The 26,907-nt window shown below is 54.2% G+C and carries 23 protein-coding genes and 1 other RNA gene; 8 read left to right on the top strand and 16 right to left on the bottom strand.

The window, feature by feature from the left end; translation table 11 throughout:
* Positions 1 to 9: 9 nt before the first annotated feature.
* From OGV77_RS12975 to OGV77_RS12940, 8 genes are all read right to left on the bottom strand, one after another.
* Complete coding sequence (locus tag OGV77_RS12975) at positions 10 to 753, bottom strand: SDR family oxidoreductase (RefSeq protein WP_043017511.1); 744 nt, start codon at positions 751 to 753, stop codon at positions 10 to 12.
* 78 nt (positions 754 to 831) lie between these two features.
* Positions 832 to 3,705 carry an aminomethyl-transferring glycine dehydrogenase gene (gene gcvP, locus OGV77_RS12970; protein WP_075145661.1) on the bottom strand — a complete coding sequence of 958 codons (2,874 nt, stop codon included), beginning with the start codon at positions 3,703 to 3,705 and terminating at the stop codon, positions 832 to 834.
* A gap of 170 nt (positions 3,706 to 3,875) precedes the next feature.
* Positions 3,876 to 4,265 carry a glycine cleavage system protein GcvH gene (gcvH, locus tag OGV77_RS12965; protein WP_003026965.1) on the bottom strand — a complete coding sequence of 130 codons (390 nt, stop codon included), beginning with the start codon at positions 4,263 to 4,265 and terminating at the stop codon, positions 3,876 to 3,878.
* Positions 4,266 to 4,290: 25 nt separating this feature from the next.
* On the bottom strand, positions 4,291 to 5,385 hold the full coding sequence (gcvT, locus tag OGV77_RS12960) for a glycine cleavage system aminomethyltransferase GcvT (protein WP_087051217.1): 1,095 nt from the start codon (positions 5,383 to 5,385) through the stop codon (positions 4,291 to 4,293).
* A gap of 452 nt (positions 5,386 to 5,837) precedes the next feature.
* A complete protein-coding gene (gene ubiI, locus OGV77_RS12955) occupies positions 5,838 to 7,040 on the bottom strand; it encodes an FAD-dependent 2-octaprenylphenol hydroxylase (protein ID WP_087051216.1) in 1,203 nt (400 codons plus the stop codon).
* Between the two features lie 81 nt (positions 7,041 to 7,121).
* Positions 7,122 to 8,300 carry a 2-octaprenyl-6-methoxyphenyl hydroxylase gene (ubiH, locus tag OGV77_RS12950; protein ID WP_087051215.1) on the bottom strand — a complete coding sequence of 393 codons (1,179 nt, stop codon included), beginning with the start codon at positions 8,298 to 8,300 and terminating at the stop codon, positions 7,122 to 7,124.
* Complete coding sequence (gene pepP, locus OGV77_RS12945) at positions 8,297 to 9,622, bottom strand: Xaa-Pro aminopeptidase (protein WP_087051214.1); 1,326 nt, start codon at positions 9,620 to 9,622, stop codon at positions 8,297 to 8,299. Before pepP ends, ubiH begins: the two co-directional genes overlap by 4 nt.
* Before the next feature lie 24 nt (positions 9,623 to 9,646).
* Positions 9,647 to 10,225, bottom strand: coding sequence for a YecA/YgfB family protein (locus tag OGV77_RS12940; protein WP_087051213.1), 579 nt, complete (start codon positions 10,223 to 10,225; stop codon positions 9,647 to 9,649).
* A gap of 167 nt (positions 10,226 to 10,392) precedes the next feature.
* On the opposite strand from OGV77_RS12940, the gene zapA reads away from it, so the two are divergent.
* From zapA to OGV77_RS12925, 3 genes are all read left to right on the top strand, one after another.
* Complete coding sequence (zapA, locus tag OGV77_RS12935) at positions 10,393 to 10,722, top strand: cell division protein ZapA (protein WP_003026980.1); 330 nt, start codon at positions 10,393 to 10,395, stop codon at positions 10,720 to 10,722.
* Between the two features lie 41 nt (positions 10,723 to 10,763).
* Positions 10,764 to 10,947, top strand: a non-coding RNA gene (gene ssrS, locus OGV77_RS12930) — 6S RNA.
* 19 nt (positions 10,948 to 10,966) lie between these two features.
* Positions 10,967 to 11,563, top strand: a complete 597-nt coding sequence (locus OGV77_RS12925) for a 5-formyltetrahydrofolate cyclo-ligase (protein WP_080626130.1) — start codon at positions 10,967 to 10,969, stop codon at positions 11,561 to 11,563.
* Positions 11,564 to 11,944: 381 nt separating this feature from the next.
* Here OGV77_RS12925 and serA read toward each other — a convergent pair whose 3' ends face one another.
* The gene (gene serA, locus OGV77_RS12920; protein WP_043017518.1) at positions 11,945 to 13,177 is read right to left on the bottom strand and encodes a phosphoglycerate dehydrogenase; all 1,233 of its coding nucleotides are present in this window, start codon (positions 13,175 to 13,177) and stop codon (positions 11,945 to 11,947) included.
* Between the two features lie 271 nt (positions 13,178 to 13,448).
* Positions 13,449 to 14,108 carry a ribose-5-phosphate isomerase RpiA gene (gene rpiA, locus OGV77_RS12915; RefSeq protein ID WP_047408891.1) on the bottom strand — a complete coding sequence of 220 codons (660 nt, stop codon included), beginning with the start codon at positions 14,106 to 14,108 and terminating at the stop codon, positions 13,449 to 13,451.
* A 159-nt stretch (positions 14,109 to 14,267) separates the two neighbouring features.
* Between rpiA and argP the strand changes: the two genes are divergently transcribed.
* The 5 genes from argP (at position 14,268) to scpC (ending at position 20,815) form a co-directional block, all read left to right on the top strand.
* Positions 14,268 to 15,161 (top strand): DNA-binding transcriptional regulator ArgP, encoded by an 894-nt coding sequence (gene argP, locus OGV77_RS12910; RefSeq protein ID WP_043017520.1) that lies wholly within the window; start codon positions 14,268 to 14,270, stop codon positions 15,159 to 15,161.
* 234 nt (positions 15,162 to 15,395) lie between these two features.
* Complete coding sequence (scpA, locus tag OGV77_RS12905) at positions 15,396 to 17,540, top strand: methylmalonyl-CoA mutase (protein ID WP_043017521.1); 2,145 nt, start codon at positions 15,396 to 15,398, stop codon at positions 17,538 to 17,540.
* Entirely contained in the window at positions 17,533 to 18,528 is a 996-nt protein-coding gene (gene meaB, locus OGV77_RS12900; RefSeq protein WP_087051212.1) for a methylmalonyl Co-A mutase-associated GTPase MeaB, read from the top strand. Before scpA ends, meaB begins: the two co-directional genes overlap by 8 nt.
* Positions 18,529 to 18,538: 10 nt before the next feature.
* On the top strand, positions 18,539 to 19,324 hold the full coding sequence (gene scpB / locus OGV77_RS12895) for a methylmalonyl-CoA decarboxylase (RefSeq protein WP_008785757.1): 786 nt from the start codon (positions 18,539 to 18,541) through the stop codon (positions 19,322 to 19,324).
* Between the two features lie 24 nt (positions 19,325 to 19,348).
* Entirely contained in the window at positions 19,349 to 20,815 is a 1,467-nt protein-coding gene (scpC, locus tag OGV77_RS12890) for a succinyl-CoA:acetate CoA-transferase ScpC (RefSeq protein WP_043017523.1), read from the top strand.
* Here the strand turns inward: scpC and srsR are convergent.
* The 6 genes from srsR to pgk all read right to left on the bottom strand — a co-directional run bounded on the left by srsR (position 20,812) and on the right by pgk (position 26,881).
* Positions 20,812 to 21,708 carry a LysR family transcriptional regulator SrsR gene (gene srsR / locus OGV77_RS12885; protein ID WP_043017524.1) on the bottom strand — a complete coding sequence of 299 codons (897 nt, stop codon included), beginning with the start codon at positions 21,706 to 21,708 and terminating at the stop codon, positions 20,812 to 20,814. The two genes, scpC and srsR, sit on opposite strands and share 4 nt — an antisense overlap.
* 123 nt (positions 21,709 to 21,831) lie before the next feature.
* Positions 21,832 to 22,578, bottom strand: coding sequence for an oxidative stress defense protein (locus tag OGV77_RS12880; RefSeq protein WP_043017525.1), 747 nt, complete (start codon positions 22,576 to 22,578; stop codon positions 21,832 to 21,834).
* 93 nt (positions 22,579 to 22,671) lie between these two features.
* The gene (argO, locus tag OGV77_RS12875; protein WP_043017991.1) at positions 22,672 to 23,307 is read right to left on the bottom strand and encodes an arginine exporter ArgO; all 636 of its coding nucleotides are present in this window, start codon (positions 23,305 to 23,307) and stop codon (positions 22,672 to 22,674) included.
* Positions 23,308 to 23,497: 190 nt separating this feature from the next.
* Complete coding sequence (locus OGV77_RS12870) at positions 23,498 to 24,358, bottom strand: small-conductance mechanosensitive channel MscS (protein ID WP_043017526.1); 861 nt, start codon at positions 24,356 to 24,358, stop codon at positions 23,498 to 23,500.
* 191 nt (positions 24,359 to 24,549) lie between these two features.
* A complete protein-coding gene (gene fbaA, locus OGV77_RS12865; protein ID WP_003027029.1) occupies positions 24,550 to 25,629 on the bottom strand; it encodes a class II fructose-bisphosphate aldolase in 1,080 nt (359 codons plus the stop codon).
* Positions 25,630 to 25,717: 88 nt separating this feature from the next.
* Positions 25,718 to 26,881, bottom strand: a complete 1,164-nt coding sequence (gene pgk, locus OGV77_RS12860; protein WP_043017527.1) for a phosphoglycerate kinase — start codon at positions 26,879 to 26,881, stop codon at positions 25,718 to 25,720.
* Positions 26,882 to 26,907: the final 26 nt, after the last annotated feature.

The raw sequence follows: 26,907 nt of genomic DNA, 5'->3' as shown, positions 1-26,907 counted from the left end.
AATAAATCTCTACTTCCCGCCAGCCAGTTCCAGAAAACTCCCCGTCACATATGATGCCTTCTCGCTCAGCAGCCAGGTAATCGCCTGCGCGACCTCCTCCGGCTGTCCGCCGCGCTGCATAGGTAACGAGGATTTCACACGATCAACCCTTCCCGGCTCGCCGCCAGACGCGTGCATTTCAGTGTAGATAAGACCCGGTCGCACACAGTTCACGCGGATCCCTTGCGCCGCAACCTCCAGCGCCAGGCCGGTGGTAAGCGTGTCTACTGCGCCTTTTGAGGCCGCGTAATCAACATATTCGAAAGGGGCGCCAAGCCTTGACGCTGCCGAAGAGACATTCACAATCGCCCCACCTTGCCCTCCATGTTTGAACGACATGCGCTTTACCGCTTCCCGACAACACAAAAAATAGCCGGTAACATTGGTTGCCAGTACGCGGTTGATTCTTTCGGCAGTCAGGCTTTCCACCGTGCTCTGTTCAAACAAAATCCCGGCATTATTCACCAGCGCAGTCAGCGGCTCCCCTTCGCGGTCAATGGACTCAAACATCGCCCCAACCTGACTTTCATCGCTGATATCAGCCCGCAGAGCAAACGCCTTTCCCCCGGCAGCGGCAATGATATTCACCACCTCGGTTGCAGCACGAATATTATGGTGAAAATTAACGGCCACCGTGTAACCCTCTTGCGCTAACTGCAGCGCGGTTGCCCGACCAATACCGCGACTACCACCCGTAACAAGTGCGATTCCCATGGATACCTCCAGATATGAAAAAGCCGGGAGGCGGCTTCGCCTTACCCGGCCTGGAAACTGCTTTACTACGCGGAAAAGTTACTGATATTCGCTCATCGGCACGCAGGAACAGAACAGATTACGGTCGCCGTAAACATCATCAAGGCGTTTCACGGTCGGCCAGTATTTGTTCGCAACACCTGCCGGGAAGACGGCGATTTCGCGGCTGTAACCATGATTCCACTCCGCGACCAACTCGTTTTGCGTGTGCGGGGAGTTAACCAGCGGGTTGTCTGTAAGCGGCCATTCACCAGCTTTCACGCGGTCGATCTCAGCGCGGATTGCCAGCATTGCGTTGATAAAGCGATCCAGTTCCACTTTGCTTTCAGATTCGGTCGGTTCCACCATCAGCGTACCCGCAACCGGGAACGACATGGTCGGCGCATGGAAACCGTAATCGATCAGACGCTTGGCAATATCCAGTTCACTGATACCGGTCTCTTCTTTCAGCGGGCGAATGTCGAGAATACATTCATGCGCCACGCGACCATCACGACCGGTATACAGCACCGGATAAGCATCTTTCAGACGGCTGGCAATGTAGTTAGCGTTAAGGATCGCCACCTGGCTTGCCTGTTTCAGACCTTCTGCGCCCATCATACGGATGTACATCCAGCTAATTGGCAGAATGGATGCGCTACCGAACGGCGCCGCAGATACTGCGCCCTGACGGGTTAGCATTCCTTCAATCTGAACTACGCTGTGGCCCGGTACGAACGGCGCCAGATGCGATTTAACGCCGATCGGCCCCATACCTGGACCGCCGCCGCCGTGCGGAATGCAGAACGTTTTATGCAGGTTGAGGTGCGATACATCTGCGCCGATAAAGCCCGGCGTAGTGATCCCAACCTGAGCATTCATGTTCGCGCCATCAAGGTAAACCTGACCGCCAAACTGGTGCACAACGTCGCACACTTCGCGGATCGTTTCTTCATATACGCCGTGGGTGGACGGATAGGTCACCATGATGCAGGAGAGATTCGCAGCATGTTGTTCTGCTTTTTCACGCAGGCAGGTAAGGTCGATATTGCCGTTCTTATCACAGGCGACAACCACGACCTGCATCCCCGCCATTTGTGCGGAAGCCGGGTTAGTACCGTGGGCGGACGCCGGGATCAGGCAGATATCGCGATGGCCTTCGTTACGGCTTTCGTGATAATGACGAATCGCCAGCAGGCCAGCGTATTCGCCCTGCGCGCCGGAGTTCGGCTGCATGCAGACGGCGTCATAACCGGTCAGTTTTACCAGCCACTCGGAAAGCTGGCCGATCATCTGGTGATAACCTTCCGCCTGCTCTGGCGGGCAGAACGGATGCAACTCAGCAAATTCAGGCCAGGTAATAGGGATCATCTCGGCAGCGGCGTTGAGCTTCATGGTGCAAGATCCCAGCGGGATCATCGCCTGGTTCAGCGCCAGATCTTTGCGCTCCAGCGAGTGCATATAACGCATCATCTCAGTTTCGCTGTGATAGCGATTAAACACCGGATGGCTGAGGATCGCATCGTCACGCAGCATACTGTCCTGAATTGAACGGCTATCGAGCGCCACGTCTTTATCCAGCGTGTCGATGCTCAGGCCGTGGCTGTCGCCCAGCAGAACATTGAACAGCTGCACCACGTTTTCACGGGTAGTGGTTTCGTCGAGCGTAATGCCTACCGCGTTATGGATGTCGCTGCGCAGGTTGATTTCTGCCGCTTCAGCACGCGCCAGAACCGCCGCTTTATCGGTCACTTCAACACACAGCGTGTCAAAGTAGTGCGCATGACGCAGCTTTAAGCCTTTCTGTTGCAGACCGGCTGCCAGAATATCGGTCAGACGATGGATGCGATTTGCAATGCGTTTCAGGCCAACCGGGCCATGATACACGGCATACAGGCTGGCGATGTTGGCCAGCAGGACCTGTGAGGTACAAATGTTAGAGTTCGCTTTCTCGCGGCGGATATGCTGCTCGCGAGTCTGCATCGCCATGCGCAGTGCGGTATTACCCGCCGCATCTTTGGAGACGCCGATAATACGTCCTGGCATGGAGCGTTTGAATTCGTCTTTAGCAGCAAAGAATGCCGCGTGCGGGCCGCCGTAGCCCATCGGTACGCCGAAGCGTTGTGCAGAGCCGAAAACGATATCCGCACCCTGTTTGCCCGGTGCAGTCAACAGTACCAACGCCATAAAGTCGGCAGCGACGCTGACCACAACTTTACGGGATTTCAGCTCAGCAATCAGTGCGCTGTAGTCGTGCACTTCACCGGTGGTGCCAACCTGTTGCAGCAGCACGCCAAACACATCCTGGTGATCCAGCGCTTTCGCCGCGTCATCAACTATGACGTCAAAGCCAAAGGTTTCTGCACGGGTGCGTACAACGTCCAGCGTTTGTGGATGAACATCAGCCGCCACAAAGAAACGGTTGGCATTTTTCAGTTTACTGACGCGTTTGGCCATCGCCATGGCTTCAGCCGCCGCAGTGGCTTCATCCAGCAGAGAGGCGGAGGCCATATCCAGACCGGTCAGATCCAGCGTCACCTGCTGGAAGTTCAGCAATGCTTCCAGACGTCCCTGAGAGACTTCCGGCTGATACGGCGTGTATGCGGTGTACCAACCTGGGTTTTCCAGCATGTTACGCAGGATAACCGGTGGCAACTGCACGGCGGTGTAGCCCATGCCAATGTAGGACGTGAAGCGCTTGTTACGCCCGGCGATGGCTTTTAATTCAGCCAGCGCAGCGTATTCGGTCGCCGCCTCGCCAACCTGCGGCGGGGTTGCGAGCTGAATGTCTTTCGGCACAATCTGGCCGATCAGCGCGTTTAACGACTCGGCGCCAACCGCATTCAGCATCTCTTGTTGCTGCGCGGCGTCCGGTCCGATGTGGCGTTCAATGAAAGCGCCGCTGTTTTCAAGCTGGCTTAACGTCTGTGTCATGGGCGATGGTTCCTGAAAGAATCGTAGGTGTCTCTACTTACCTGAATACGCAAAATAATTCGCGTTGCAGGACGGCGGCGACGCAGCGCATCCCCAGGATGCTTACATAAGTAAGTGTCTGGGGTGGGCGAGGAAGCCAACACACCTGCAACGTGAAGAATGAAGCGTATTTATTCGTCTTCTAACAATGCTTCGTACGCAGTGGCATCCAGCAGCGATTCAATTTCGCTTTCATCACTGGCTTTGATTTTAAAGATCCAGCCACCCGCATACGGCTCGCTATTGACCAGTTCCGGGGAGTCGCTGAGCGCGTCGTTTACAGCAACAATCTCACCGCCTACTGGCGCATAGATATCGGATGCCGCTTTTACGGACTCCGCAACGGCGCAGTCATCGCCCGCGCTGACGGTAGCGCCAACTTCGGGCAGGTCAACGAAAACCATGTCACCTAACAGCTCCTGAGCGTGTTCGGTGATACCCACGGTGTAAGAGCCATCAGCTTCTTTGCGCAGCCATTCGTGTTCTTTGCTGTATTTCAGTTCTGCAGGTACGTTGCTCATCAATCAATCTCCAAAAAAGGATGAATTACGCGACGGCTTTGCCGTTACGCACAAAAACAGGTTTAATCACTTTTACCGGCATTTCACGGTTACGGATCTGTACGATTGCGGTCTCACCGATACCCGCAGGTACACGCGCCAACGCGATGCTGTAACCCAGGGTTGGTGAGAATGTCCCGCTGGTGATAATGCCTTCCTGCTGGTTGCCCGAAGCATCGGTGAAACGCACCGGCAGTTCATTACGTAGCACACCTTTCTCGGTCATCACCAGCCCGACCAGCTGTTCGTGACCTTTTTCACGCTGCATTTCCAGCGCTTCACGACCGATAAAGTCACGGTCAGCCGGTTCCCACGCGATGGTCCACCCCATATTGGCCGCCAGCGGTGAAATTCCTTCGTCCATCTCCTGCCCGTACAGGTTCATACCGGCTTCCAGACGCAGCGTGTCGCGCGCGCCGAGACCGCAAGGTTTGACACCTGCTTGTACCAGCGCACGCCAGAAATCTGCCGCCTTTTCATTCGGCATGGCAATTTCATAGCCAGCTTCGCCGGTATAACCGGTAGTTGCGATAAATAAATCACCCGCCTGAACGCCAAAGAACGGCTTCATGCCTTCTACCGCCTGGCGCTGCTCGTCAGTAAACAACGTAGCTGCTTTTTCCTGCGCATTAGGCCCCTGCACCGCAATCAGCGACAGGTCGTCACGAACGGTGATGTCGATAGCATAAGGTTCAGCGTGTTGGGTAATCCAGGAGAGGTCTTTTTCGCGGGTGGCGGAGTTTACAACGAGGCGGAAGAAGTCTTCAGTGAAGTAATAGACAATCAGGTCATCTATCACGCCGCCCGAAGCGTTGAGCATCCCGGAGTAGAGGGCTTTACCCGTCTTCGTTAGCTTCGCGACGTCGTTTGCCAGCAGATAACGCAAGAACTCCCGGGTGCGGCTACCGCGCAGGTCGACGATGGTCATATGCGACACATCAAACATTCCGGCATCGGTGCGAACAGCATGGTGTTCATCAAGCTGAGAACCGTAATGCAGTGGCATCATCCAGCCATGGAAATCTACCATGCGCGCGCCACATAGCGTGTGTTGTTCGTACAAAGGAGTCTGTTGAGCCATCTTTTCCTCGTTGAATAAGCGGGGCTACCAACTCTTTCGCGGTGAAATTTTCGCCACGAAACCCAGCACCGCAGCCGCTCCAGGGGCTACGACGCAAACGTTCTCTTTGTCCTGAACTTACCACCGAAACAGGCGCTAAACCATAAGTCAAAATTAACCATCACATTAGCTTATGTCCAAAAACGGCCAGATCGCCAGCAGAATAAAATTCCAGAGATATAGCGATTAACCAGAATAACAATCAAAGATAAACGCGAATTTACCGCACCAATCCACATTAAATGTGGAAAAAATGTCAAAAATGGCGTTATGAAAAAAACGTAATATTAAAAAAACTAATGCGAAAAAAGGCGTGGAATTAGATTATTTCAAATGAGAGAAGTGCCCCGGCGCGCAGGCCGGGAGAGGAAAGTGTGACGGGTCTCAAACTCTTTAGATTGTCCTTACGGACGCTAGCGTAGCCACTCGGGAAGATCGTTCAGCCCCATCGCCTGACGGATGAGCTGTGGTTTTACACCAGGCAGGGTATCGGCCAGTTTCAGCCCGATATCACGCAGCAGTTTTTTCGCCGGATTCTCGCCGGCAAACAGCTCACGAAAGCCCTGCATTCCGGCCAGCATCATTGCTGCGCTGTGCTTACGGCTGCGCTCGTAGCGGCGTAAATAGAGATACTGACCAATATCTTTACCCTGACGTTGTAGCCGCTTAAGTTCATCGATCAGCTCCGCCGCATCCATAAAGCCAAGGTTAACCCCCTGACCCGCCAGCGGGTGGATAGTATGCGCCGCATCCCCCACCAGCGCCAGACGATGGGCGGCGAACTGACGGGCATAGCGTCCCGTCAGCGGAAACGCCTGACGTTCGCTTTCAAGGCTGCACAGCCCCAGACGATTATCAAAAGCGATATTCAGCGCCTGATTAAACTCATCAACGCTTGCCTGCTGCATACGTTCTGCTTCCTGCGGAGAGAGCGACCAGACGATAGAACACAGGTGCGGATCGCTGAGCGGCAGGAATGCCAGGATCCCCTCGCCGTGAAACGCCTGACGGGCAATCGCGCCGTGCGCTTCCTGCGTACGGATAGTCGCCACCAGCGCATGATGGCGGTAATCCCAGAAGGTGAGCGGAATGTCAGCTTTATTGCGCAGCCAGGAGTTAGCACCATCGGCACCGACGACCAGACGCGCCGTCAGCATTGCGCCATCTTTGAGAGTCAGAAATGCCTCGTTCTCCCCCCAGGCCACCTGCTGTAATTCGGCGGGCGCCATCAGCGTAATATCCGCTGAACGCTGCGCCTTTTGCCACAGCGCATAATGAATCTCTGAGTTTTCAACGATGTGACCCAAATGGCTGTAGCCCATGCTTTGGTCATCAAAAGCAATACGGCCAAAGCTGTCTTTGTCCCAAACTTCCATGCCGTGGTAGCAGCAAGCGCGACGGGCAACAATGTCGGACCAGACGCCAAGACGGGTAAGCAGTTTTTCGCTGGAGGCATTAATGGCCGAAACGCGAAGCTGAGGAGGTGCATCCGCCGTCAACGGCTGCGGAACATGTTGTTCTAATACAGCAACGCGCAACCCGCTGCCCTGCAAGCCGCAGGCAACCGCCAGTCCTACCATGCCGCCACCAACAATTGCTACATCAACACTTTGCACTGTTTACTCCTGGAAACCGGAACAATCAAAACCGTAGGCCGGATAAGGCGTTTACGCCGCCATCCGGTCTACTGGCCATATTTATCGCGCGACCCAACCCAGGGTCCGCTCCGCCAGCGCATCGCGCGCGGGTGTGAATAATTCCATCGCCATCAGCCCGACGTTGCGCCCAACAACCAGCGGAGCCCAGCGATTGGCAAACAAATACACTAAATTGTTGGTCACACCAATCGTCGTCTCGCGATCGCGTTCGCGACGCTGCTGATAGCGTGCCAGCACCGCATAATCACCGATATCTTCCGCGTTGTTTTGCGCCTGCGTCAACGTCTCAGCCAGGCTCATTACGTCACGCAGACCAAGGTTAAAACCTTGTCCGGCAATAGGATGCAGCGTCTGGGCTGCGTTCCCAACCAGCACGGTACGATGGGTAATCGCTTTTTGCGCCGAAGTTAACGAAAGCGGATAGGCGTTGCGTTTACCTGCCTGAGTAATACGCCCCAGCCGCCAGCCAAACGCGGTTTGCAGTTCACGGCAAAACCGTTCGTCGGACCAGGCCATTAACTCATCACGCCGTTCCAGCGGATGGCACCACACCAGCGAACAGCGGCCATCAGACATCGGCAACATTGCCAGCGGACCATATTGCGTGAAGCGTTCAAACGCCCGCCCGTCATGCGCAACAGAAGTCGTGACGTTGGCAATTACTGCCAGTTGTTCATAGGGCTGCTGCTGCCAGTCAACGCCGCAGGCGGTAGCCAGCGCGGAACGTGTACCGTCAGCGGCGACCACCACGCGACCGGTAATAACCTCGCCATTTTCCAGCGTGACTTCAACATGTTCCTGCGTACGCGCCACGCTGGCTACGCGCTCGGGACAATGCAGCGTGACGCCCGGCGCTTTGCGCAGCAGCGCAAACAGACGCAGCCCGACATCGTGCAGTTCTACCACCTGGCCCAGCGCTGGAATACGGTATTCCTGCGCATCCAGCGTCACAAATCCGGCATGGCCGCGATCGCTGACGTGAACCGTTTTGATTGCCGTTGCGCAATCGGCAATCGCTTGCCATACGCCAATTCGCGCCAGCTGTTGGCAGGTCCCTGCCGCCAGTGCGATCGCCCGGGCGTCAAACCCCGGATGGCGGTCAGTTTCAGGTTCGCTCGCTTCTATAAGATGAACCGGCAGAGTCCCATGGCTGAGCTGAGAAATAGCCAGCGCCAGCGTCGCGCCAACCATACCGCCACCGACGATAATCACGCTCATTGCAGTCGAGCCGCGGCCATTAAGGCTTCAATGTCATCCGCTCTCTTCACCACGCTGGCGGTCAGGTTTTCGTTACCGTCTTCGGTGATGAGGATGTCATCTTCTATACGAATGCCAATACCACGATAAGCAGGCGGTACATCAGCGTCCGGCGCGATATACAGCCCCGGCTCGACGGTGAGTACCATTCCAGGCTCAAGAATGCGTGAACGGTCCTGACCGTAAACGCCGACGTCGTGCACATCCAGCCCCAGCCAGTGGCTAAGACCATGCATAAAGAATGGGCGGTGCGCATTTTCGGTAATCAACTGGTCGACCTCGCCGTGCAGAATGCCAAGCTTCACCAGACCCGTAATCATGATGCGCACCACCTCGCCGGTGACGTCCTGGATGGACGTTCCGGGACGATACAGACGCAGGCTGGTTTCTAAGGATTCCAGCACGATGTCGTAAATTTCACGCTGTGCCGGGGTAAATTTACCGTTTACCGGGAAGGTACGCGTAATGTCGCCCGCATAGCCTTTGTATTCACAGCCAGCGTCAATCAGCACCAGATCGCCATCGCGCATTTCACTTTCATTTTCGGTGTAATGCAGGATACAGCCGTTTTCACCGCTGCCGACAATCGTGTTATAGGACGGATAACGCGCGCCATGGCGGGTAAATTCGTGGTGAATCTCACCTTCCAGCTGGTATTCAAACATTCCCGGACGACATTTTTCCATCGCGCGGGTATGCGCCAGCGCGGTGATCTCTCCGGCACGGCGCATGACCGCAATTTCTTCCGCTGATTTGAACAGGCGCATTTCATGCACCATTGGGCGCCAGTCGATAATCGCGGCGGGCGCATGCAGATTTTGTCTGGAGCCTTTACGCAGTTTATCCAGCGCCGTGCACACAATCTCATCCGCCCAGGCATACTCGCCCTGCGCGTGATACACCGCGTCCAGGCCATTGAGCAACAGGTGCAGTTGTTGGTTGATTTCACTGAAGGCCAGCGCCCGATCAACGCCGAGTTTTTCCGGCGCGGCATCCTGGCCCAGACGGCGGCCAAACCAGATCTCCGCCGTCAGATCGCGAACCCGGTTGAACAAAACGCTGTGGTTATGAGTGTCATCACTTTTAATCAGCACCAGCACGGCTTCAGGTTCGTTAAAACCGGTGAAGTACCAGAAATCACTGCTTTGGCGGTACGGGTATTCACTGTCCGCGCTACGCGTCGCTTCAGGCGCGGCAAAAATCAGCGCGGCGCTGCCAGGCTGCATTTGTGCCAGTAATGCCTGGCGACGACGCTGGAATTCTTGCAGAGATATCTCGCTCATCACACTCTCCTTTGCGTTTCGTTCTTAGTGCAGAGTCGGTTTACGGACTTCCGGCGCGGTCGGCTGCTGACGCGTAAACGTGTCATGACACAGCAAAGCGGCAACGCGCACGTATTCAATTATCTCTTCGAGCGACATTTCCAGCTCTTCCTGATCTTCGTCTTCGTCATATCCCAACTGGGCGATATTGCGCAAGTCGTCAATCGCTTCCCCGGTTTCACCGGTCACTTTGTCGAGCTTCGGCTGCGTCACGCCAAGCCCCAGCAAAAAGTGGTTTACCCACCCCGCCAGCGCATCGGCACGATCGAACACGCTGACGTCATCGCCTTCTGGCAGATAAAGCTGAAAAAGGAAGCCGTCGTCCTCGAGGGAATCGCTGGTAGCAGAGTGCATTTTCAGCAGTGCCTGAGCCAGCTCGTGGCCGAAGGCCAGACCTTCGTTCGTCAGGTCGTGCAGCAGCGGCTGCCATGAGCTGTCGTTGTTGCCGCCGCAAATCATCCCGCTGATTAAGCCGTGCATTTCGGCCGGGGTTAATCCAGCCCCTTGTTGGTTCAAAAACTGGCTAACTTCGTTGTAGCCAGGCATTTCGTTCTGTATAGACATAAGCATTCGTCATCAAAGGGAGGAATATTCATGGTATGCTACCACTTTGGACCCTGGTGGACCAGAAAAGGGCTTGTATCTTGATACCAGGGTAGCTATAGTGTCGCCCCTTCGCGGACCCAAGGTCTGGAGACGAAGGCAGCGCAGTCAATCAGCAGGAAGGTGGCATGTCTGCACAACCCGTCGATATCCAAATATTTGGCCGTTCACTGCGAGTGAATTGCCCGCCTGAACAAAGGGATGCGTTGAATCAGGCTGCGGACGATCTCAATCAGCGATTGCAAGATCTGAAAGTTCGCACTAGAGTCACAAATACTGAGCAGTTGGTTTTCATCGCCGCGTTGAACATCAGCTATGAATTAACTCAGGAAAAAGCGAAGACGCGTGAGTACGCGGCGAGCATGGAACAACGTATTCGGATGCTACAACAGACCATCGAACAGGCGTTGCTTGATCAGGGTCGCATAACCGAAAAAACGGGCCAAAACTTTGAATAACACTTTTCGGTTTACTGTGGTAGAGTGACCGTGAAGACAAAATTTCTCTGAGATGTTTGCAAGCGGGCCAGTCCCCTGAGCCGATATTTCATACCACAAGAATGTGGCGCTCCATGGTTGGTGAGCATGCTCGGCCCGTCCGAGAAGCCTTAAAACTGTGACGACACATTCACCTTGAACCAAGGGTTCAAGGGTTACAGCCTGCGGCGGCATCTCGGAGATTCCCTTCTACCTGGCAACAGCCATGACATTACTTTCTGAACTCCCTTTATCCCGACAAGAAATCCGTCAACTGATTCGTCAGCGTCGTCGTGCGCTTACCTCCGAACAGCAGCGACAATATGGTCAGCAAGCCGCGACCCGAATGCTCAGTTATCCCCCTGTTGTACTCGCTCATACCGTGGCGGTATTCCTCTCGTTTGATGGCGAACTCGACACCCAACCGTTGATCGAACAGCTGTGGCGAGCGGGTAAGCGCGTCTATCTTCCGGTTCTTCATCCCTTTAGCCCTGGCAACCTGCTGTTCCTGCACTATCATCCGCACAGCGACCTGGTCACCAATCGCTTAAAGATTCAGGAACCACGACTTGATGTCCGCGACGTATTGCCGCTGTCACAGCTGGATGTACTGATTACGCCGTTAGTGGCGTTTGACGAGGGTGGACAACGACTGGGCATGGGCGGCGGATTTTATGACCGTACGTTGCAAAACTGGCAACAGCATAAGATCCAACCCGTGGGCTACGCGCACGATTGTCAGCGAGTGGAAAAATTGCCTGTCGAAGAGTGGGATATCCCACTGCCTGCGGTGGTGACGCCATCCAAAATTTGGGAGTGGTAGCCGTTTTTTGCCGATTGACAGCGCCGTTTTTTTGACCTAAATTCCTCGGTGAAGGGTGAGGGAGGCGAACCTCCCTCCTGCGTACTCTCTGTTAATATGCTGGCGTAGCGATGATTAACAGGATCAGCAGCATGATGACGTATCTCATCATCGTCCCTTTCCTTTTTAGAGCCCCTGCTTCGGTAGGGGCTTTCCCGTTTCAGCGCGATGCTGCGCCTCTATCGTAAATTCCTTTTAGTGCTGTACAACACGCAATGCTGCCTTTAGTTACCAATTGCGGCAAGGCTCGAAAACAGAATGTATGCGTTACAGAAAGAGATTTTGAGGCAGGGAAATCAGAGGAAAGATGGGCAGGTCAACCGCCTGCCCATGTAGAGGTAATCAGTAAAGCAGACGCGCGCGAATGGTTCCCGGAAGGGCCTTCATCGCCAGCAGCGCTTTCTCCGCCACATCTTCATCCGCTTCAATATCGATAACCACGTAACCTACCTGTGCGGAAGTCTGCAGATACTGTGCGGCAATGTTGACGCCCTGCTCGGCAAAAATCTGGTTCAGCGCGGTCAAAACGCCCGGACGGTTTTCGTGAATGTGCATCAGACGACGACCACCGTGCAGCGGCAGCGAAACTTCCGGGAAGTTAACCGCAGACAGCGTAGAGCCGTTGTCGGAATACTTGGTCAGTTTCCCAGCCACTTCCAGACCGATGTTTTCCTGTGCTTCCAGCGTGGACCCACCGATATGCGGCGTCAGGATCACGTTGTCGAAATCACACAGCGGCGAGGTGAACGGATCGCTGTTAGAAGCAGGTTCCGTTGGGAAGACGTCGATGGCCGCTCCCGCCAGATGTTTTGTTGCCAGCGCATCACACAGCGCAGGAATATCGACAACCGTACCGCGTGCGGCGTTGATCAGCAGCGCGCCTGGTTTCATCAGCGCAATCTCATGCGCGCCCATCAGATTTTTGGTGGAGGCGTTTTCCGGTACGTGCAGGCTCACCACGTCGCTCATATTGAGCAGGTCGGAAAGATGCTGAACCTGGGTGGCGTTGCCAAGCGGGAGTTTATTTTCAATATCATAGAAATAGACATGCATCCCCAGCGATTCCGCCAGAATGCCCAACTGAGTACCAATGTGGCCGTAGCCGATGATCCCCAGTTTTTTGCCACGCGCTTCAAACGAGCCGGTAGCCAGTTTATTCCACACGCCGCGGTGTGCTTTGGCGTTTGCTTCGGGTACGCCGCGTAGCAGTAGTAGCAGTTCGCCAATCACAAGTTCCGCAACGGAACGCGTGTTAGAGAATGGCGCGTTAAACACGGGGATCCCACGTTTTGCCGCAGCGGACAGATCAACCTGGTTGGTGCCAATGCAGAAGCAGCCAATCGCGACCAGTTTCTCTGCGGCGTCAATCACATCTTCCGTCAGATGGGTACGGGATCGCAGGCCAATGAAGTGGGCATCACGGATGGACTCTTTCAGTTGCTCAGTGTCCAGAGCGCCTTTGTGAAACTCGATGTTGGTATAACCTGCTGCACGAAGGCTTTCGAGCGCTTTTTGGTGTACGCCTTCAACCAGCAGAAATTTAATCTTATCTTTCTCCAGTGATACCTTTGCCATTTCCCCGACCCTGTCTTTTTTTGTTCAAACTGATGTGTTGTGTGTGGGATTTTCATCCGTCTCTTCAACATATCAAAAAATAATATTGCGGCAATATGAACGTTTGCGTCGCCGTGCTGAAGAAATGTCATTCAACGAGAAATGTCAGAGGAAAATACTGGCGATAACTTTTTCTTTGGAGAGATCGGCAGGACAATATTATAAACGTGACACAAGTCACCAAATTTGCCCTGCCAAAATTTTTTTAACGGGAGAAGACACTCCCGTCAGATCATTTTACGATAGTTTTCACGCCATCTGGCGTACCGATCAGCGCGACATCCGCACCACGGTTGGCAAACAGACCGACGGTTACCACACCCGGAATCCCGTTGATGGCATTTTCCAGCGCGATGGCGTCGAGGATCTCCAGACCGTATACATCGAGGATCACGTTGCCGTTGTCCGTCACGACGCCCTGACGGTATTCAGGACGACCGCCCAGCTTCACCAACTGGCGAGCCACAGCGCTGCGCGCCATTGGGATCACTTCAACCGGCAGCGGGAAGTTGCCGAGAATATCGACTTCTTTAGACGCATCCGCGATACAGATAAATTTCTTCGCTACGGAAGCAATGATTTTTTCACGGGTCAACGCTGCGCCGCCGCCCTTGATCATCTGCATGTGGCCGTTAATTTCATCCGCGCCGTCAACGTATACGTCGAGGCTGTCAACTTCGTTAAGGTCGAACACGTGGATGCCAAGGCTTTTGAGTTTTTCGGTCGAGGCGTCCGAACTGGATACCGCACCTTCAATCTGACCTTTCATTGTGCCCAGCGCATCAATAAAGTGTGCGGCTGTTGAACCTGTACCTACGCCCACAATGGTACCGGGCTGTACATACTTAAGTGCCGCCCATCCTACTGCTTTTTTCAGTTCATCCTGCGTCATGATCGTTTCGCCTGTGGTGGGAAAATTCACGCGCATTATAGAACATTGCGCAGAAAAATGTCCCCACACCCGCTCGCAAGCGGCGGATTTCGTCTTTACCCAATCAAAAATTGTGTCATAGTGCAGAACAAGCAAAAATTTCAGGAGTGCGTCAAAGCAATGAAACGTCCGGACTACAGAACACTACAAGCACTGGATGCGGTTATTCGTGAACGAGGATTTGAGCGCGCGGCGCAAAAGCTGTGCATCACGCAATCCGCCGTTTCACAGCGCATAAAACAGCTTGAGAATATGTTCGGACAACCGTTGCTGGTGCGTACCGTACCACCACGCCCAACCGAGCAAGGGCAGAAACTGCTGGCGCTTTTGCGTCAGGTTGAACTGCTGGAAGACGAGTGGCTGGGCGATGAACAAACCGGCTCAACGCCGCTGCTGCTCTCGCTGGCGGTGAACGCCGACAGTCTGGCAACCTGGTTACTTCCGGCGCTGGCCCCGGTACTGGCAAATTCACCGATTCGCCTGAACCTGCAAGTTGAGGATGAAACGCGCACCCAGGAACGTCTGCGTCGTGGTGAAGTGGTCGGTGCCGTGAGTATTCAGCATCAGGCACTGCCAAGCTGTCTGGTGGATAAACTTGGCGCACTGGACTATCTGTTTGTTGGATCAAAACCTTTCGCCGAGCGTTATTTCCCTAACGGCGTCACCCGCTCTGCCCTGCTGAAAGCCCCGGCGGTAGCGTTTGACCATCTTGATGATATGCACCAGGCGTTCCTGCAACAAAATTTCGACCTGCCGCCAGGCAGCGTACCATGCCATATCGTTAACTCGTCTGAAGCCTTCGTTCAACTGGCACGTCAGGGAACCACCTGCTGCATGATCCCACACTTACAGATTGAGAAAGAGCTGGCAAGCGGCGAACTTATCGACTTAACACCGGGCCTGTTCCAGCGCCGGATGCTGTACTGGCATCGCTTTGCGCCGGAAAGCCGCATGATGCGCAACGTCACCGATGCGCTGCTGGCCTATGGCCACAACGTGCTGCGTCAGGATTAAACCGTTTATTCCTCCTGAGTGCCGGATGGCGGCGTAACGCCTTATCCGGCCTACAAGCCTTATACCCTCTTTTCATGCTATTCCCGCCACGTCTTTGAAATACATCACAAAATAAAAACACGCCGCGCGGCAAAAAACGACGTCCTGTTGGCTATTTTTTGCTGGCGACAAGCCAAATGAAAAAGCACACCGTATTCGCAAAGATTCAACTTATTGCGTAATACGGAGCAAAAAATGGCAAACGTGCAGGAGTGGCAAACACTCGCCAATAAAGAACTCAGCCGACGGGAAAAAACCGTCGAGTCGCTGGAAAGACAGACAGCGGAAGGGATTGCCATCAAGCCGCTGTACACTGAAGCAGACCTCGATAATCTGGAAGTCACGGGCACCCTTCCCGGCCTGCCGCCTTACGTGCGCGGCCCACGCGCCACCATGTATACCGCGCAACCGTGGACCATTCGTCAGTACGCCGGTTTCTCAACCGCCAAAGAGTCCAACGCCTTTTACCGCCGCAACCTCGCCGCTGGGCAAAAAGGGCTTTCTGTCGCCTTTGACCTTGCCACCCATCGTGGCTATGACTCAGACAACCCACGCGTGTCGGGAGACGTCGGTAAAGCCGGCGTGGCGATCGATACCGTCGAAGATATGAAGGTACTGTTCGACCAGATCCCGCTGGATAAGATGTCGGTATCGATGACCATGAACGGCGCGGTGCTGCCGGTACTGGCGTTTTATATCGTCGCTGCAGAAGAACAAGGCGTAACGCCGGAACAACTCACCGGGACCATTCAGAACGATATTCTGAAAGAGTACCTGTGTCGCAACACCTACATTTATCCACCAAAACCGTCTATGCGCATTATCGCCGACATCATCGCCTGGTGCTCCGGCAACATGCCGCGCTTTAACACCATCAGCATCAGCGGCTATCACATGGGTGAAGCCGGGGCAAACTGCGTGCAGCAGGTGGCCTTTACGCTGGCAGACGGTATTGAATACATCAAAGCCGCACTTTCCGCCGGACTGAAAATAGATGACTTCGCCCCACGCCTGTCGTTCTTCTTCGGCATCGGCATGGATCTGTTTATGAACGTCGCCATGCTGCGCGCGGCGCGATATTTGTGGAGCGAAGCGGTCAGCAGTTTTGGCGCGACGAACCCAAAATCTCTCGCTCTGCGTACCCACTGCCAGACCTCCGGCTGGAGTCTGACCGAGCAGGATCCTTACAACAACGTGGTACGTACCACCATTGAAGCGCTCGGCGCTACGCTCGGCGGCACCCAGTCGCTGCATACCAACGCCTTTGATGAAGCGCTCGGTTTGCCCACCGATTTCTCCGCCCGTATTGCGCGTAATACGCAAATCATCATTCAGGAAGAATCAGAGATCTGCCGCACCGTCGATCCGCTGGCCGGATCGTATTACGTCGAGTCACTCACCGATCAAATCGTCAAGCAGGCGCGTACGATCATCAAGCAGATTGACGAGGCAGGTGGCATGGCGAAAGCGATCGAAGCCGGGCTCCCTAAACGGATGATCGAGGAAGCTTCCGCGCGCGAACAGTCGCTGATCGACCAGGGTAAGCGCGTTATTGTTGGCGTGAACAAGTACAAGCTGGATAAAGAAGACGAGACGTCGGTACTGGAGATCGACAACGTGAAGGTGCGTAATGAGCAAATTGCTTCGCTGCAGCATATCCGCGCCACCCGCGACAACGATGCCGTTAAAACCGCACTATCCGCGCTGACCCACGCCGCGCAGCATAATGAAAACCTGCTGGCTGCCGCCGTCAACGCCGCCCGCGTTCGCGCCACGCTCGGTGAAATCTCCGACGCGCTGGAAGTCGCCTTTGACCGATATCTGGTTCCCAGCCAGTGCGTTACCGGCGTGATTGCGCAAAGCTATCACCAGTCTGATAAATCCGCCGATGAGTTTGACGCTATCGTTGCGCAAACCGAACGCTTCCTCACGGAAAATGGCCGTCGCCCGCGCATTCTGATCGCCAAGATGGGCCAGGACGGCCACGATCGCGGCGCGAAGGTGATCGCCAGCGCCTACTCCGATCTCGGTTTCGATGTCGATCTCAGCCCGATGTTCTCCACACCAGAAGAGATCGCCCGTCTGGCGGTAGAAAACGATGTGCATGTAATAGGCGCATCGTCGCTGGCGGCAGGCCATAAAACGCTGATCCCGGAGTTGGTTACCGCACTCAAAAAATGGGGGCGTGAAGATATCTGTGTGGTAGCAGGAGGCGTTATTCCGCCACAGGATTACGCCTTCCTGCACGAGCATGGTGTAGCAGCCATTTATGGCCCCGGCACGCCAATGCTCGACAGCGTCCGCGATGTGTTGACCCGTATCAGTCAACATCATGATTAACGCCGCCACGCTTGAGGATACCGTCCGCCGCTTACGACTCGGTGAACGAGCGACGCTCGCCAAGGCAATGACGCTGGTCGAAAGCAACCACCCGCGCCACCAGCCGTTAAGTACGCAATTGCTGGACGCGATTATGCCGTTCACCGGTAACGCCCTGCGCTTAGGGATCACCGGCACGCCGGGCGCGGGTAAAAGTACGTTCCTGGAAGCATTCGGTATGCTGCTCATCCGCCACGGATTACGGGTGGCGGTGATCGCCGTCGATCCCAGCAGCCCGGTCAGCGGCGGCAGCATTCTTGGTGATAAGACCCGCATGACGGAGCTTGCCCGCGCAGAATCTGCGTTTATTCGCCCGGTCCCTTCCAGCGGTCATTTAGGCGGCGCCAGCCAGCGCGCACGCGAATTAATGCTGCTGTGCGAAGCAGCTGGCTTTGACGTGGTGATTGTAGAGACCGTCGGCGTTGGACAGTCAGAAACCGAAGTCGCAGGTATGGTGGATTGCTTTATCTCACTGCAAATCGCTGGCGGTGGCGACGATTTACAGGGTATCAAAAAAGGCCTGATGGAAATGGCGGATCTGGTCGTCATCAATAAAGACGACGGCGAGAACCATACCAGCGTTGCGATCGCCCGCCATATGTACGAATCCGCCCTGCACATTTTGCGCCGTAAATATGACGAGTGGCAGCCGCGGGTTCTGACCTGTAGCGCCCTGGAAAAACGCGGCATTGAGGAAATCTGGCAGGCGATAACCGACTTTAAAACATGCCTGACTGCCAGCGGTCGACTGGAAAAAGTTCGCCAGCAGCAGGCGGTGGACTGGTTACATCAGCAGGCTGAAGAAGAAGCGCTGCATCTGCTGTTTGCCCGGGCTGATTTCGACCGTTATTTCCAGCAGACGCTGCAGGCTGTCAAAAACAATGATCTTTCGCCGCGCACCGGTCTGCGGCATATCAGCGAATTTATCCAGCATCATTACTTTCAATAAAGAGAACATTATGTCTTATCAATACGTCAACGTGGTCATCATCCAGAAAGTCGCGGTTATTGAGTTCAACTACGCGCGCAAGCTCAATGCCCTGAGCAAAGTGTTTATTGACGATCTGATGCAGGCGCTGAGCGACCTCAATCGTGCTGACATTCGCTGCATCATTCTACGCGCTCCGAGCGGGGCCAAAGTTTTCTCTGCCGGGCATGATATTCATGAGCTCCCCACCGGACGTCGCGATCCGCTCTCCTATGACGATCCGCTGCGTCAGATAACCCGTATGATCCAAAAATACCCGAAGCCGGTGATCTCCATGGTCGAAGGCAGCGTCTGGGGCGGCGCGTTTGAGATGATCATGAGTTCCGATCTGATCATCGCAGCCAGCACATCCACCTTCTCAATGACCCCGGTCAACCTCGGCGTGCCGTATAACCTTGTGGGCATCCACAATCTGACCCGCGACGCTGGTTTTCACATCGTTAAAGAACTGATTTTTACCGCCTCGCCCATCACCGCTCAACGCGCCATGGCGGTCGGGATCCTCAACCATGTCGTACCTGTCGAGGAACTGGAAGATTTCACCCTGCAAATGGCGCACCACATCTCGGAAAAAGCGCCGCTGGCAATCGCCGTCATCAAAGAAGAACTGCGCGTGCTGGGTGAAGCGCACACCATGAATTCCGATGAGTTCGAGCGTATTCAGGGCATGCGCCGCGCGGTGTACGACAGCGAGGATTATCAGGAAGGGATGAACGCGTTTATGGAAAAACGCAAACCCAATTTTGTCGGCCATTAATCACGTCCGAGAAAGGAGACGGCCATGAAACGGATGAGCGCCGAACAGGCGGCAGAAATTATCCAGCACGATGATATGGTGGCATTCAGCGGCTTTACCCCCGCAGGTTCGCCAAAAGCGTTACCCAGCGCAATTGCCCAACGCGCATGCGAACAGCATCAGCTCGGGCAGCCTTTTCAGATCCGCCTGCTGACCGGAGCATCAATTGGCGCTGCTGCTGATGATGTCCTATCCGCGGCGGATGCCGTTTCCTGGCGCGCGCCTTATCAAACCTCATCGGGCCTGCGCGAGAAAATTAATCAGGGCCAGGTAAGGTTTGTCGATCTCCATTTGAGCGAGGTTGCGCAGATGGTTAATTACGGCTTTTTTGGCGAGATCGATGTTGCCGTCATTGAAGCTTCCGCCATTGCGCCAGATGGACGGATTTGGCTTTCCAGCGGTATTGGTAATGCGCCCACCTGGCTTCTGCGGGCGAAAAAAGTGATCATTGAACTGAATCATTACCATAATCCTCGCGTGGCGGAGTTTGCCGACATCGTGATACCCGGCGCACCGCCGCGGCGTAACAGCGTACCCATATTTCATACCATGGATCGCGTGGGCAGTCAGTGCGTGCAGATAGACCCGCAGAAAGTGGTCGCGATAGTGGATACCGACCTGCCGGATGCAGGAAATACGGCGGATAAAACTAATCCGGTCAGCCAACAAATTGCCGATAACGTCGTCACTTTCCTGTTGGCAGAAATGGCGCACAAACGCATTCCAGCTGAGTTTCTACCCTTACAAAGCGGCGTGGGCAATATCAACAACGCGGTGATGGCGCGGCTGGGGGAAAACCCGGATATCCCGCCCTTTATGATGTATTCGGAGGTGTTGCAGGAGTCGGTGGTGCATCTGCTGGAAACGGGCAAGATAACCGGCGCCAGCGCCTCCAGCCTGACCATTTCAGCCCCCTCGCTACAGAAGATTTACGACAACATGGACTTCTTCGCCAGCCGTATTGTGCTGCGCCCGCAGGAGATCTCCAATAACCCAGAAATCATTCGACGGCTGGGGGTTATCGCGCTCAACGTGGGCCTGGAATTTGATATCTACGGCCATGCCAATTCCACGCACGTTGCGGGCGTGAACCTGATGAACGGCATCGGCGGCAGCGGGGATTTCGAGCGCAACGCCTACCTGTCTATCTTTATGGCGCCGTCGATTGCCAAAGGCGGGAAAATCTCCACCATCGTACCGATGTGCAGCCATGTCGATCACAGCGAACATAGCGTTAAAGTGATCGTGACCGAACAAGGGATTGCCGATCTGCGTGGGTTATCTCCGATGCAGCGGGCGCACACGATTATCGATAACTGTGCGCACCCTCTTTACCGGGATTACCTGCACCGCTATCTGGAGAAAGCGCCCGGCGGGCATATCCATCACGATCTCAGCCATGCTTTCGATCTGCATCGCAACCTGCTCGAAACAGGTTCAATGCTTGGTTAACTTGCCGTACCGTCACGATCCTCAGCAATATGCTCGAGCATGGTGGCGGTATAGCGATGATTTTTCAGTGAATAGAGAAATTCTTGCATATACATGGGGCTACCGGGCGCGTCGAAATACTTTAGCGTCGACGGATTCACCAGCCGCCAGGCGAAATGAGGGATCACCGTCAAAAACTGCCCGCGCTCCACCGCGCTAATCTTGGCCATAAAGCTGTATGGACGGTAAATAATCGTCGGGTTAATCCCACAGGGTCGCATGTAGGCATCCAGCATCGCCTCAAAGTTAGCGCGATTCTGGAAGCGCATTTGCAGCCAGGGCAACTCGCGCAGCAGATCCTGCGGCTGTTTTTCTTCGTAGCGCCGGGAAACGAGAAAACCCAGACGCAGCGGAGGGAGTTCATTGATCGCCAGATTTTCCAGCTCCTGGACGCGGGGGGAAACGTGCTGCGGCGAGATGATAAAATCGAGTTTGCGATCGAACAGGTTATCAATCACCCCATTCTCACTGAACTCCACGGCCTGGGCCGTCACACCATGGTACTTATCACCAAGGCTTATCAACTGGTCAAAAATAATCGTTGGGTAGGTATTGTCGATGCCGATGACGATTTCCCGCGAACGGCGAGAGGCGTTATGGATTTCGTTATCAATGGCAGAGAGGCGCTGATAAACGGGAAACAGCTTCTGATACAGCTCCTGTCCCGCTTTATTCAGACTGATGTTGTTATCTTTGCGGGTAAACAGCGTATAGCCGATTTGATCTTCCAGTGCAGCAATGCTTTTACCGAATGGCGATGCGGTCATATGTATTTTTTCTGCCGCTCTGGCGATGTTATTGGTTTGCGCCAGCAGAATGAAATTACGCATCTTTTTCGAGATAAAAATATCCATAGCGTCCCCTTAAAAATCGCTATGGCCTATCCTCATTACGGCGAAAAAAAAGACCGGATGTGAGGTCTCATTTTTACAGTTGGTCACATAAAAAACCCGGCTGGAAAGCCGGGTCTGGAACGATTACTGGGTTTTGGCTGGCGTTGCTGTTGGCTGCCCCGCAGTCGGCTCAATCTGGAAGACGACATCAACCTGATCGTCAAACTGAATAACCGGCTGTTCGTAGGTTTCCTGAGCGGATGTCGCAGGCGCAGCATCCGCTTTCATCATCCGTACCATCGGGCTCGGTTGATAATTGGATACGTGATAGCGCACGCTATAAACGGGACCCAGTTTACTGTTAAAACCCGCGGCCAGTTGTTCAGCCTGATGAATAGCATCATCAATTGCTGCTTTACGCGCCTTGTCTTTATAAGCATCCGGTTGGGCAACACCGAGCGATACCGAACGAATCTCATTCAGACCGGCCTTCAGTGCGCCATCAAGCAGCGCATTGAGTTTGTCCAGCTGACGCAGCGTGACTTCAACGGTACGCACCGCACGATAGCCTTTGAGGATGCTTTTGCCGTTCTGGTAGTCGTAGTCCGGCTGGGTACGCAGGTTTGCAGCGCTAATGTCTTTCTTCGCTATCTGGTTCTGTTCAAGGAAGGAGAGATATTGCGCCACGCGTTCATCGGCCTGCTTCTTCGCTGAAGCCGCATCCTTTGCAGCAACGTTCACTTCAATCGCCAGAGTGGCGATGTCTGGTGTCGCATCCACGCTTGCCGTTCCGGAAGTCACGATGTGCGGTCCATTTGGCAACTCATTTGCCTGTACCGATAGTGCGCTGAATCCGACTAATGCCGCCAGGGCCATTATTTTGAACTTCACGGTCGTTCCTCCATGTTTCATTAATTACCCCGAAACTCAGGGCACATGCAGGCAAGCTTAGCCGATCTCGCTGCATTGTCCATCAGACAACACTTAGTTGAACAACGCATGAACGTGCGCAACACCTTCTTTTGCCAGCTGAAAAGCGATAAACCACATCACTAATCCTACCAGCGTATTGATGATGCGCTGTGCTTTAGCAGTACGCAGGCGCGGAGCAAGCCAGGCCGCCAGCAATGCCAGGCCGAAGAACCACAGGAACGAAGCGCTGACGGTTCCCAGCGCAAACCAGCGCTTAGGCTCAACGTCCAGTTGCCCTCCCAGACTCCCCAGCACCACAAAGGTATCCAGATAAACATGGGGATTGAGCCACGTCACCGCCAGCATAGTAGCAATGATTTTCCAGCGGCCCTGCTTCATCACCTCAGCGCTGGCCAGCTCCAGATTACTACTCATCGCCGTTTTTAACGCACCAAAACCGTACCAGAGTAAAAAGGCGACGCCGCCCCAGGTGACCAGCGCCATCAGCCACGGCGACTGCATAAGCAAGGCGCTACCGCCGAAAATCCCCGCGCAAATCAACGCCAAATCGCTGATAGCGCAAAGTAAAGCGATCATGATGTGATACTGGCGACGGATCCCCTGATTCATCACAAAAGCATTTTGTGGACCAAGCGGAAGTATCATGGCCGCACCTAGTGCAAGCCCTTGAAAATAATACGATAACACGTTAATCATCCCGAACTGTTTCTCTTAGGAGCAGACTATAGCGCGGGAAAATCATTAGCGGAAATTGATAATTTTAATCAGGGATAAGAGGAATTAATACCAGGAGGGAAGATGCCGGATGGCGGCTGGCACCTTGTCCGGCCTGGAGATTTTGTAGGCCCGGTATGCGATAGCGCCACCGGGCACGCGATTACTCTGCAGCGCTTTCTTTCACACGCTTGAAGTTCACATCCATCTGCGGATACGGGAAGCTGATGCCGTTGGCGTCAAACTCGCGTTTAATACGCTCCAGAACGTCCCAATAGACGCTTTGCAGATCGCTGCTGTTGCTCCAGACGCGTACGACGAAATTAATCGAGGAAGCGCCCAGCTCATTCAGGCGCACCGTCATTTCACGATCTTTAATGATTCGTTCGTCAGACTGGATGATATCAGTGAGGATTTTTTTCACCTGATCGATATCGGAGTCATAAGCTACGCCGATGATAAATTCGTTACGACGGACCGGCTCGCGAGAGAAGTTAATGATGTTCCCGGCAATAATTTTACCGTTTGGGATCACCACAATCTTACCGTCAACGGTACGCATGGTGGTGGAGAAAATCTGCACGTTGAGCACGGTTCCCGCTACGCCGCCGAGGTCTACATACTCACCCGCGCGGAACGGACGGAACATCACCAACAGCACGCCAGCGGCGAGGTTGGATAACGAACCTTGCAGCGCCAGACCAACGGCTAAACCAGCGGCACCGAGAACGGCAATCACGGAGGCAGTTTGTACCCCAACGCGGCCCAGAGCGGCAATCAGCGTGAAAGCGATAATACCGTAGCGCACCAGTGCGGAGAGGAAGTCGGCAACGGTTGCATCAATTTTACGCGCCAGCATCAGGCGGTTAACGGTGTTAGATACGATGCGCGCCACGATCATACCGATAATGACAATGGCGATGGCCGCCACGATGTTGACGGCATAGCTCAACAGCAGCTCCTGATTGCGGACCAGCCAGGTGCCCGCACCGTTTATGCTGTCGACAACATTCAAATCTTCCATTCACTATTCCTTTTTTGCTTACCCAAACGGGAGAAATAAAGCCGCCCTCACGGGACTGGCAACCTGACAAGGGTAAACAATAAACCTGGATTTTGCCAAACAGATCACAGAATTCTCTGTCAGCAGCACATTGAAATGGCAATAAAAAAGGCCCGCATTTGCGGGCCTCATGTCACGTAGAACGGCGTTAATTACAGAACGTCAACCGCGTTCAGTTCTTTGAAAGCCTGTTCCAGACGGGTGATCATGGTTGCCTGACCAGCACGCAGCCATACGCGCGGATCGTAGTATTTCTTGTTCGGCTGATCTTCGCCTTTCGGGTTGCCCAGCTGACCCTGCAGGTAAGCTTCGTTTGCTTTGTAGTAGTTCAGAACGCCTTCCCAGGTCGCCCATTGGGTATCGGTGTCGATGTTCATTTTCACTACGCCGTAGCTTACGGAGTCTTTGATTTCCTGAGCAGTAGAACCGGAACCGCCGTGGAAGACGAAGTTCAGGCTGTTGTGCGGCAGGTTATGTTTCTTAGAAACATAGTCCTGAGAGTCGCGCAGGATGGTCGGGGTCAGAACAACGTTACCCGGCTTGTAAACGCCGTGTACGTTACCGAAGGAGGCTGCGATGGTGAAACGCGGGCTGATTTTGCTCAGCTCGGTGTAGGCGTAATCAACGTCTTCCGGCTGGGTGTATAGTGCAGAAGCGTCCATGTGGCTGTTGTCCACGCCGTCTTCTTCGCCACCGGTGCAACCCAGTTCGATTTCCAGGGTCATGCCCATTTTGGACATGCGCGCCAGGTATTTGGAGCAGATTTCGATGTTCTCTTCCAGAGACTCTTCAGACAGGTCGATCATGTGAGAAGAGAACAGTGGTTTACCGGTTGCTGCGAAGTGTTTTTCACCCGCGTCCAGCAGACCGTCGATCCACGGCAGCAGTTTCTTCGCGCAGTGGTCAGTGTGCAGGATAACCGGAACACCGTAGTGTTCAGCCATCTGGTGAACGTGATGCGCGCCAGAGATAGCACCCAGGATTGCAGCGCCCTGAGGAACGTCGGACTTCACGCCTTTACCCGCGATGAAAGAAGCACCACCGTTGGAGAACTGTACGATTACCGGCGCTTTAACTTTTGCAGCGGTTTCCAGTACGGCGTTGATGGAGTCGGTACCAACGCAGTTAACAGCTGGCAGAGCAAAGTTGTTTTCTTTAGCTACCTGGAAAACTTTCTGTACGTCATCACCAGTGATTACGCCTGGTTTTACGAAATCAAAAATTTTAGACATGTTGCGAGTCCTGTATCTTCGGCCTTGGAAAGGGCGCGCGCTCTAAAGCGCGCTAATAATTGGGCAGGTTACCCTGCCCATTAAATGCTTACTTTTTAGCGCGCTCTTCGAGCATCGCTACTGCTGGCAGTACTTTGCCTTCCACGAATTCGAGGAATGCGCCGCCGCCAGTGGAGATGTAGGAGATTTTGTCAGCAATACCGAACAGGTCGATAGCTGCCAGGGTGTCGCCGCCGCCTGCGATAGAGAACGCTTCGCTGTCTGCGATGGCGTTAGCCACGATTTCAGTACCCTTGCGGAAGTTCGGGAATTCGAACACGCCAACCGGGCCGTTCCACAGAATGGTTTTCGCATTCTTCAGGATGTCAGCCAGTTGCTGTGCAGAAGCGTCGCCGATGTCCAGGATCTGCTCGTCTTCTTTCACATCGCTAACGGATTTCAGAGTAGCCGGTGCAGTTTCAGAGAATTCAGTCGCTACGCGAACGTCGGTCGGGACCGGGATGTCGCAAGTGGTCAGCAGGCGCTTAGCTTCGTCAACCAGGTCAGCTTCATACAGGGATTTACCCACGTTGTGGCCTTGAGCGGCAACGAAGGTGTTCGCGATACCACCGCCAACGATCAGTTGGTCAGCGATTTTTGACAGAGAATCCAGAACGGTCAGTTTGGTAGAAACTTTAGAACCACCAACGATAGCCACCATCGGACGAGCAGGTTCTTTCAGCGCTTTACCCAGCGCATCCAGCTCTTCAGCCAGCAGCGGGCCAGCGCACGCTACGTCAGCAAATTTGCCGATACCGTGGGTAGAAGCCTGCGCACGGTGAGCCGTACCGAAAGCATCCATGACGAATACGTCGCACAGCGCAGCATATTTTTTGGACAGCGCTTCGTCGTCTTTCTTCTCGCCTTTGTTGAAGCGAACGTTTTCCAGAACAACCAGTTCACCGGCAGCGACTTCAACGCCGTCCAGGTAATCTTTTACCAGGCGAACTGGAGCAGACAGCTTGTCTTTCAGATAGTTAACAACCGGCAGCAGAGAGAATTCTTCGTTGTACTCGCCTTCGGTAGGACGACCCAGGTGGGAAGTTACCATCACTTTAGCACCCTGTTTCAGGGCCAGTTCGATGGTTGGCAGGGAAGCACGGATACGCGCATCGCTGGTTACTTTCCCTTCTTTAACTGGTACGTTCAGGTCCGCACGGATAAAAACGCGTTTACCAGCCAGATCCAGATCGGTCATCTTAATTACAGACATGGTGAATCCTCTCGTTGATTCATAAA

The organism is Citrobacter sp. Ce129 (assembly GCF_030334545.1).
Lineage (GTDB): Bacteria > Pseudomonadota > Gammaproteobacteria > Enterobacterales > Enterobacteriaceae > Citrobacter > Citrobacter europaeus.
Note: the sequence above shows the minus strand (reverse complement) of the source record. Positions and strands in the feature narration are given on the sequence as shown.

What these genes read in the sequence shown, in the direction of transcription:
- OGV77_RS12975 (WP_043017511.1), bottom strand. Translation starts at nt 753, where the DNA reads ATGGGAATCGCACTTGTTACGGGTGGTAGTCGCGGTATTGGTCGGGCA.
- gcvP (WP_075145661.1), bottom strand. Translation starts at nt 3,705, where the DNA reads ATGACACAGACGTTAAGCCAGCTTGAAAACAGCGGCGCTTTCATTGAA.
- gcvH (WP_003026965.1), bottom strand. Translation starts at nt 4,265, where the DNA reads ATGAGCAACGTACCTGCAGAACTGAAATACAGCAAAGAACACGAATGG.
- gcvT (WP_087051217.1), bottom strand. Translation starts at nt 5,385, where the DNA reads ATGGCTCAACAGACTCCTTTGTACGAACAACACACGCTATGTGGCGCG.
- ubiH (WP_087051215.1), bottom strand. Translation starts at nt 8,300, where the DNA reads ATGAGCGTGATTATCGTCGGTGGCGGTATGGTTGGCGCGACGCTGGCG.
- pepP (WP_087051214.1), bottom strand. Translation starts at nt 9,622, where the DNA reads ATGAGCGAGATATCTCTGCAAGAATTCCAGCGTCGTCGCCAGGCATTA.
- OGV77_RS12940 (WP_087051213.1), bottom strand. Translation starts at nt 10,225, where the DNA reads ATGTCTATACAGAACGAAATGCCTGGCTACAACGAAGTTAGCCAGTTT.
- zapA (WP_003026980.1), top strand. Translation starts at nt 10,393, where the DNA reads ATGTCTGCACAACCCGTCGATATCCAAATATTTGGCCGTTCACTGCGA.
- OGV77_RS12925 (WP_080626130.1), top strand. Translation starts at nt 10,967, where the DNA reads ATGACATTACTTTCTGAACTCCCTTTATCCCGACAAGAAATCCGTCAA.
- serA (WP_043017518.1), bottom strand. Translation starts at nt 13,177, where the DNA reads ATGGCAAAGGTATCACTGGAGAAAGATAAGATTAAATTTCTGCTGGTT.
- rpiA (WP_047408891.1), bottom strand. Translation starts at nt 14,108, where the DNA reads ATGACGCAGGATGAACTGAAAAAAGCAGTAGGATGGGCGGCACTTAAG.
- argP (WP_043017520.1), top strand. Translation starts at nt 14,268, where the DNA reads ATGAAACGTCCGGACTACAGAACACTACAAGCACTGGATGCGGTTATT.
- scpA (WP_043017521.1), top strand. Translation starts at nt 15,396, where the DNA reads ATGGCAAACGTGCAGGAGTGGCAAACACTCGCCAATAAAGAACTCAGC.
- meaB (WP_087051212.1), top strand. Translation starts at nt 17,533, where the DNA reads ATGATTAACGCCGCCACGCTTGAGGATACCGTCCGCCGCTTACGACTC.
- scpB (WP_008785757.1), top strand. Translation starts at nt 18,539, where the DNA reads ATGTCTTATCAATACGTCAACGTGGTCATCATCCAGAAAGTCGCGGTT.
- scpC (WP_043017523.1), top strand. Translation starts at nt 19,349, where the DNA reads ATGAAACGGATGAGCGCCGAACAGGCGGCAGAAATTATCCAGCACGAT.
- srsR (WP_043017524.1), bottom strand. Translation starts at nt 21,708, where the DNA reads ATGGATATTTTTATCTCGAAAAAGATGCGTAATTTCATTCTGCTGGCG.
- OGV77_RS12870 (WP_043017526.1), bottom strand. Translation starts at nt 24,358, where the DNA reads ATGGAAGATTTGAATGTTGTCGACAGCATAAACGGTGCGGGCACCTGG.
- fbaA (WP_003027029.1), bottom strand. Translation starts at nt 25,629, where the DNA reads ATGTCTAAAATTTTTGATTTCGTAAAACCAGGCGTAATCACTGGTGAT.
- pgk (WP_043017527.1), bottom strand. Translation starts at nt 26,881, where the DNA reads ATGTCTGTAATTAAGATGACCGATCTGGATCTGGCTGGTAAACGCGTT.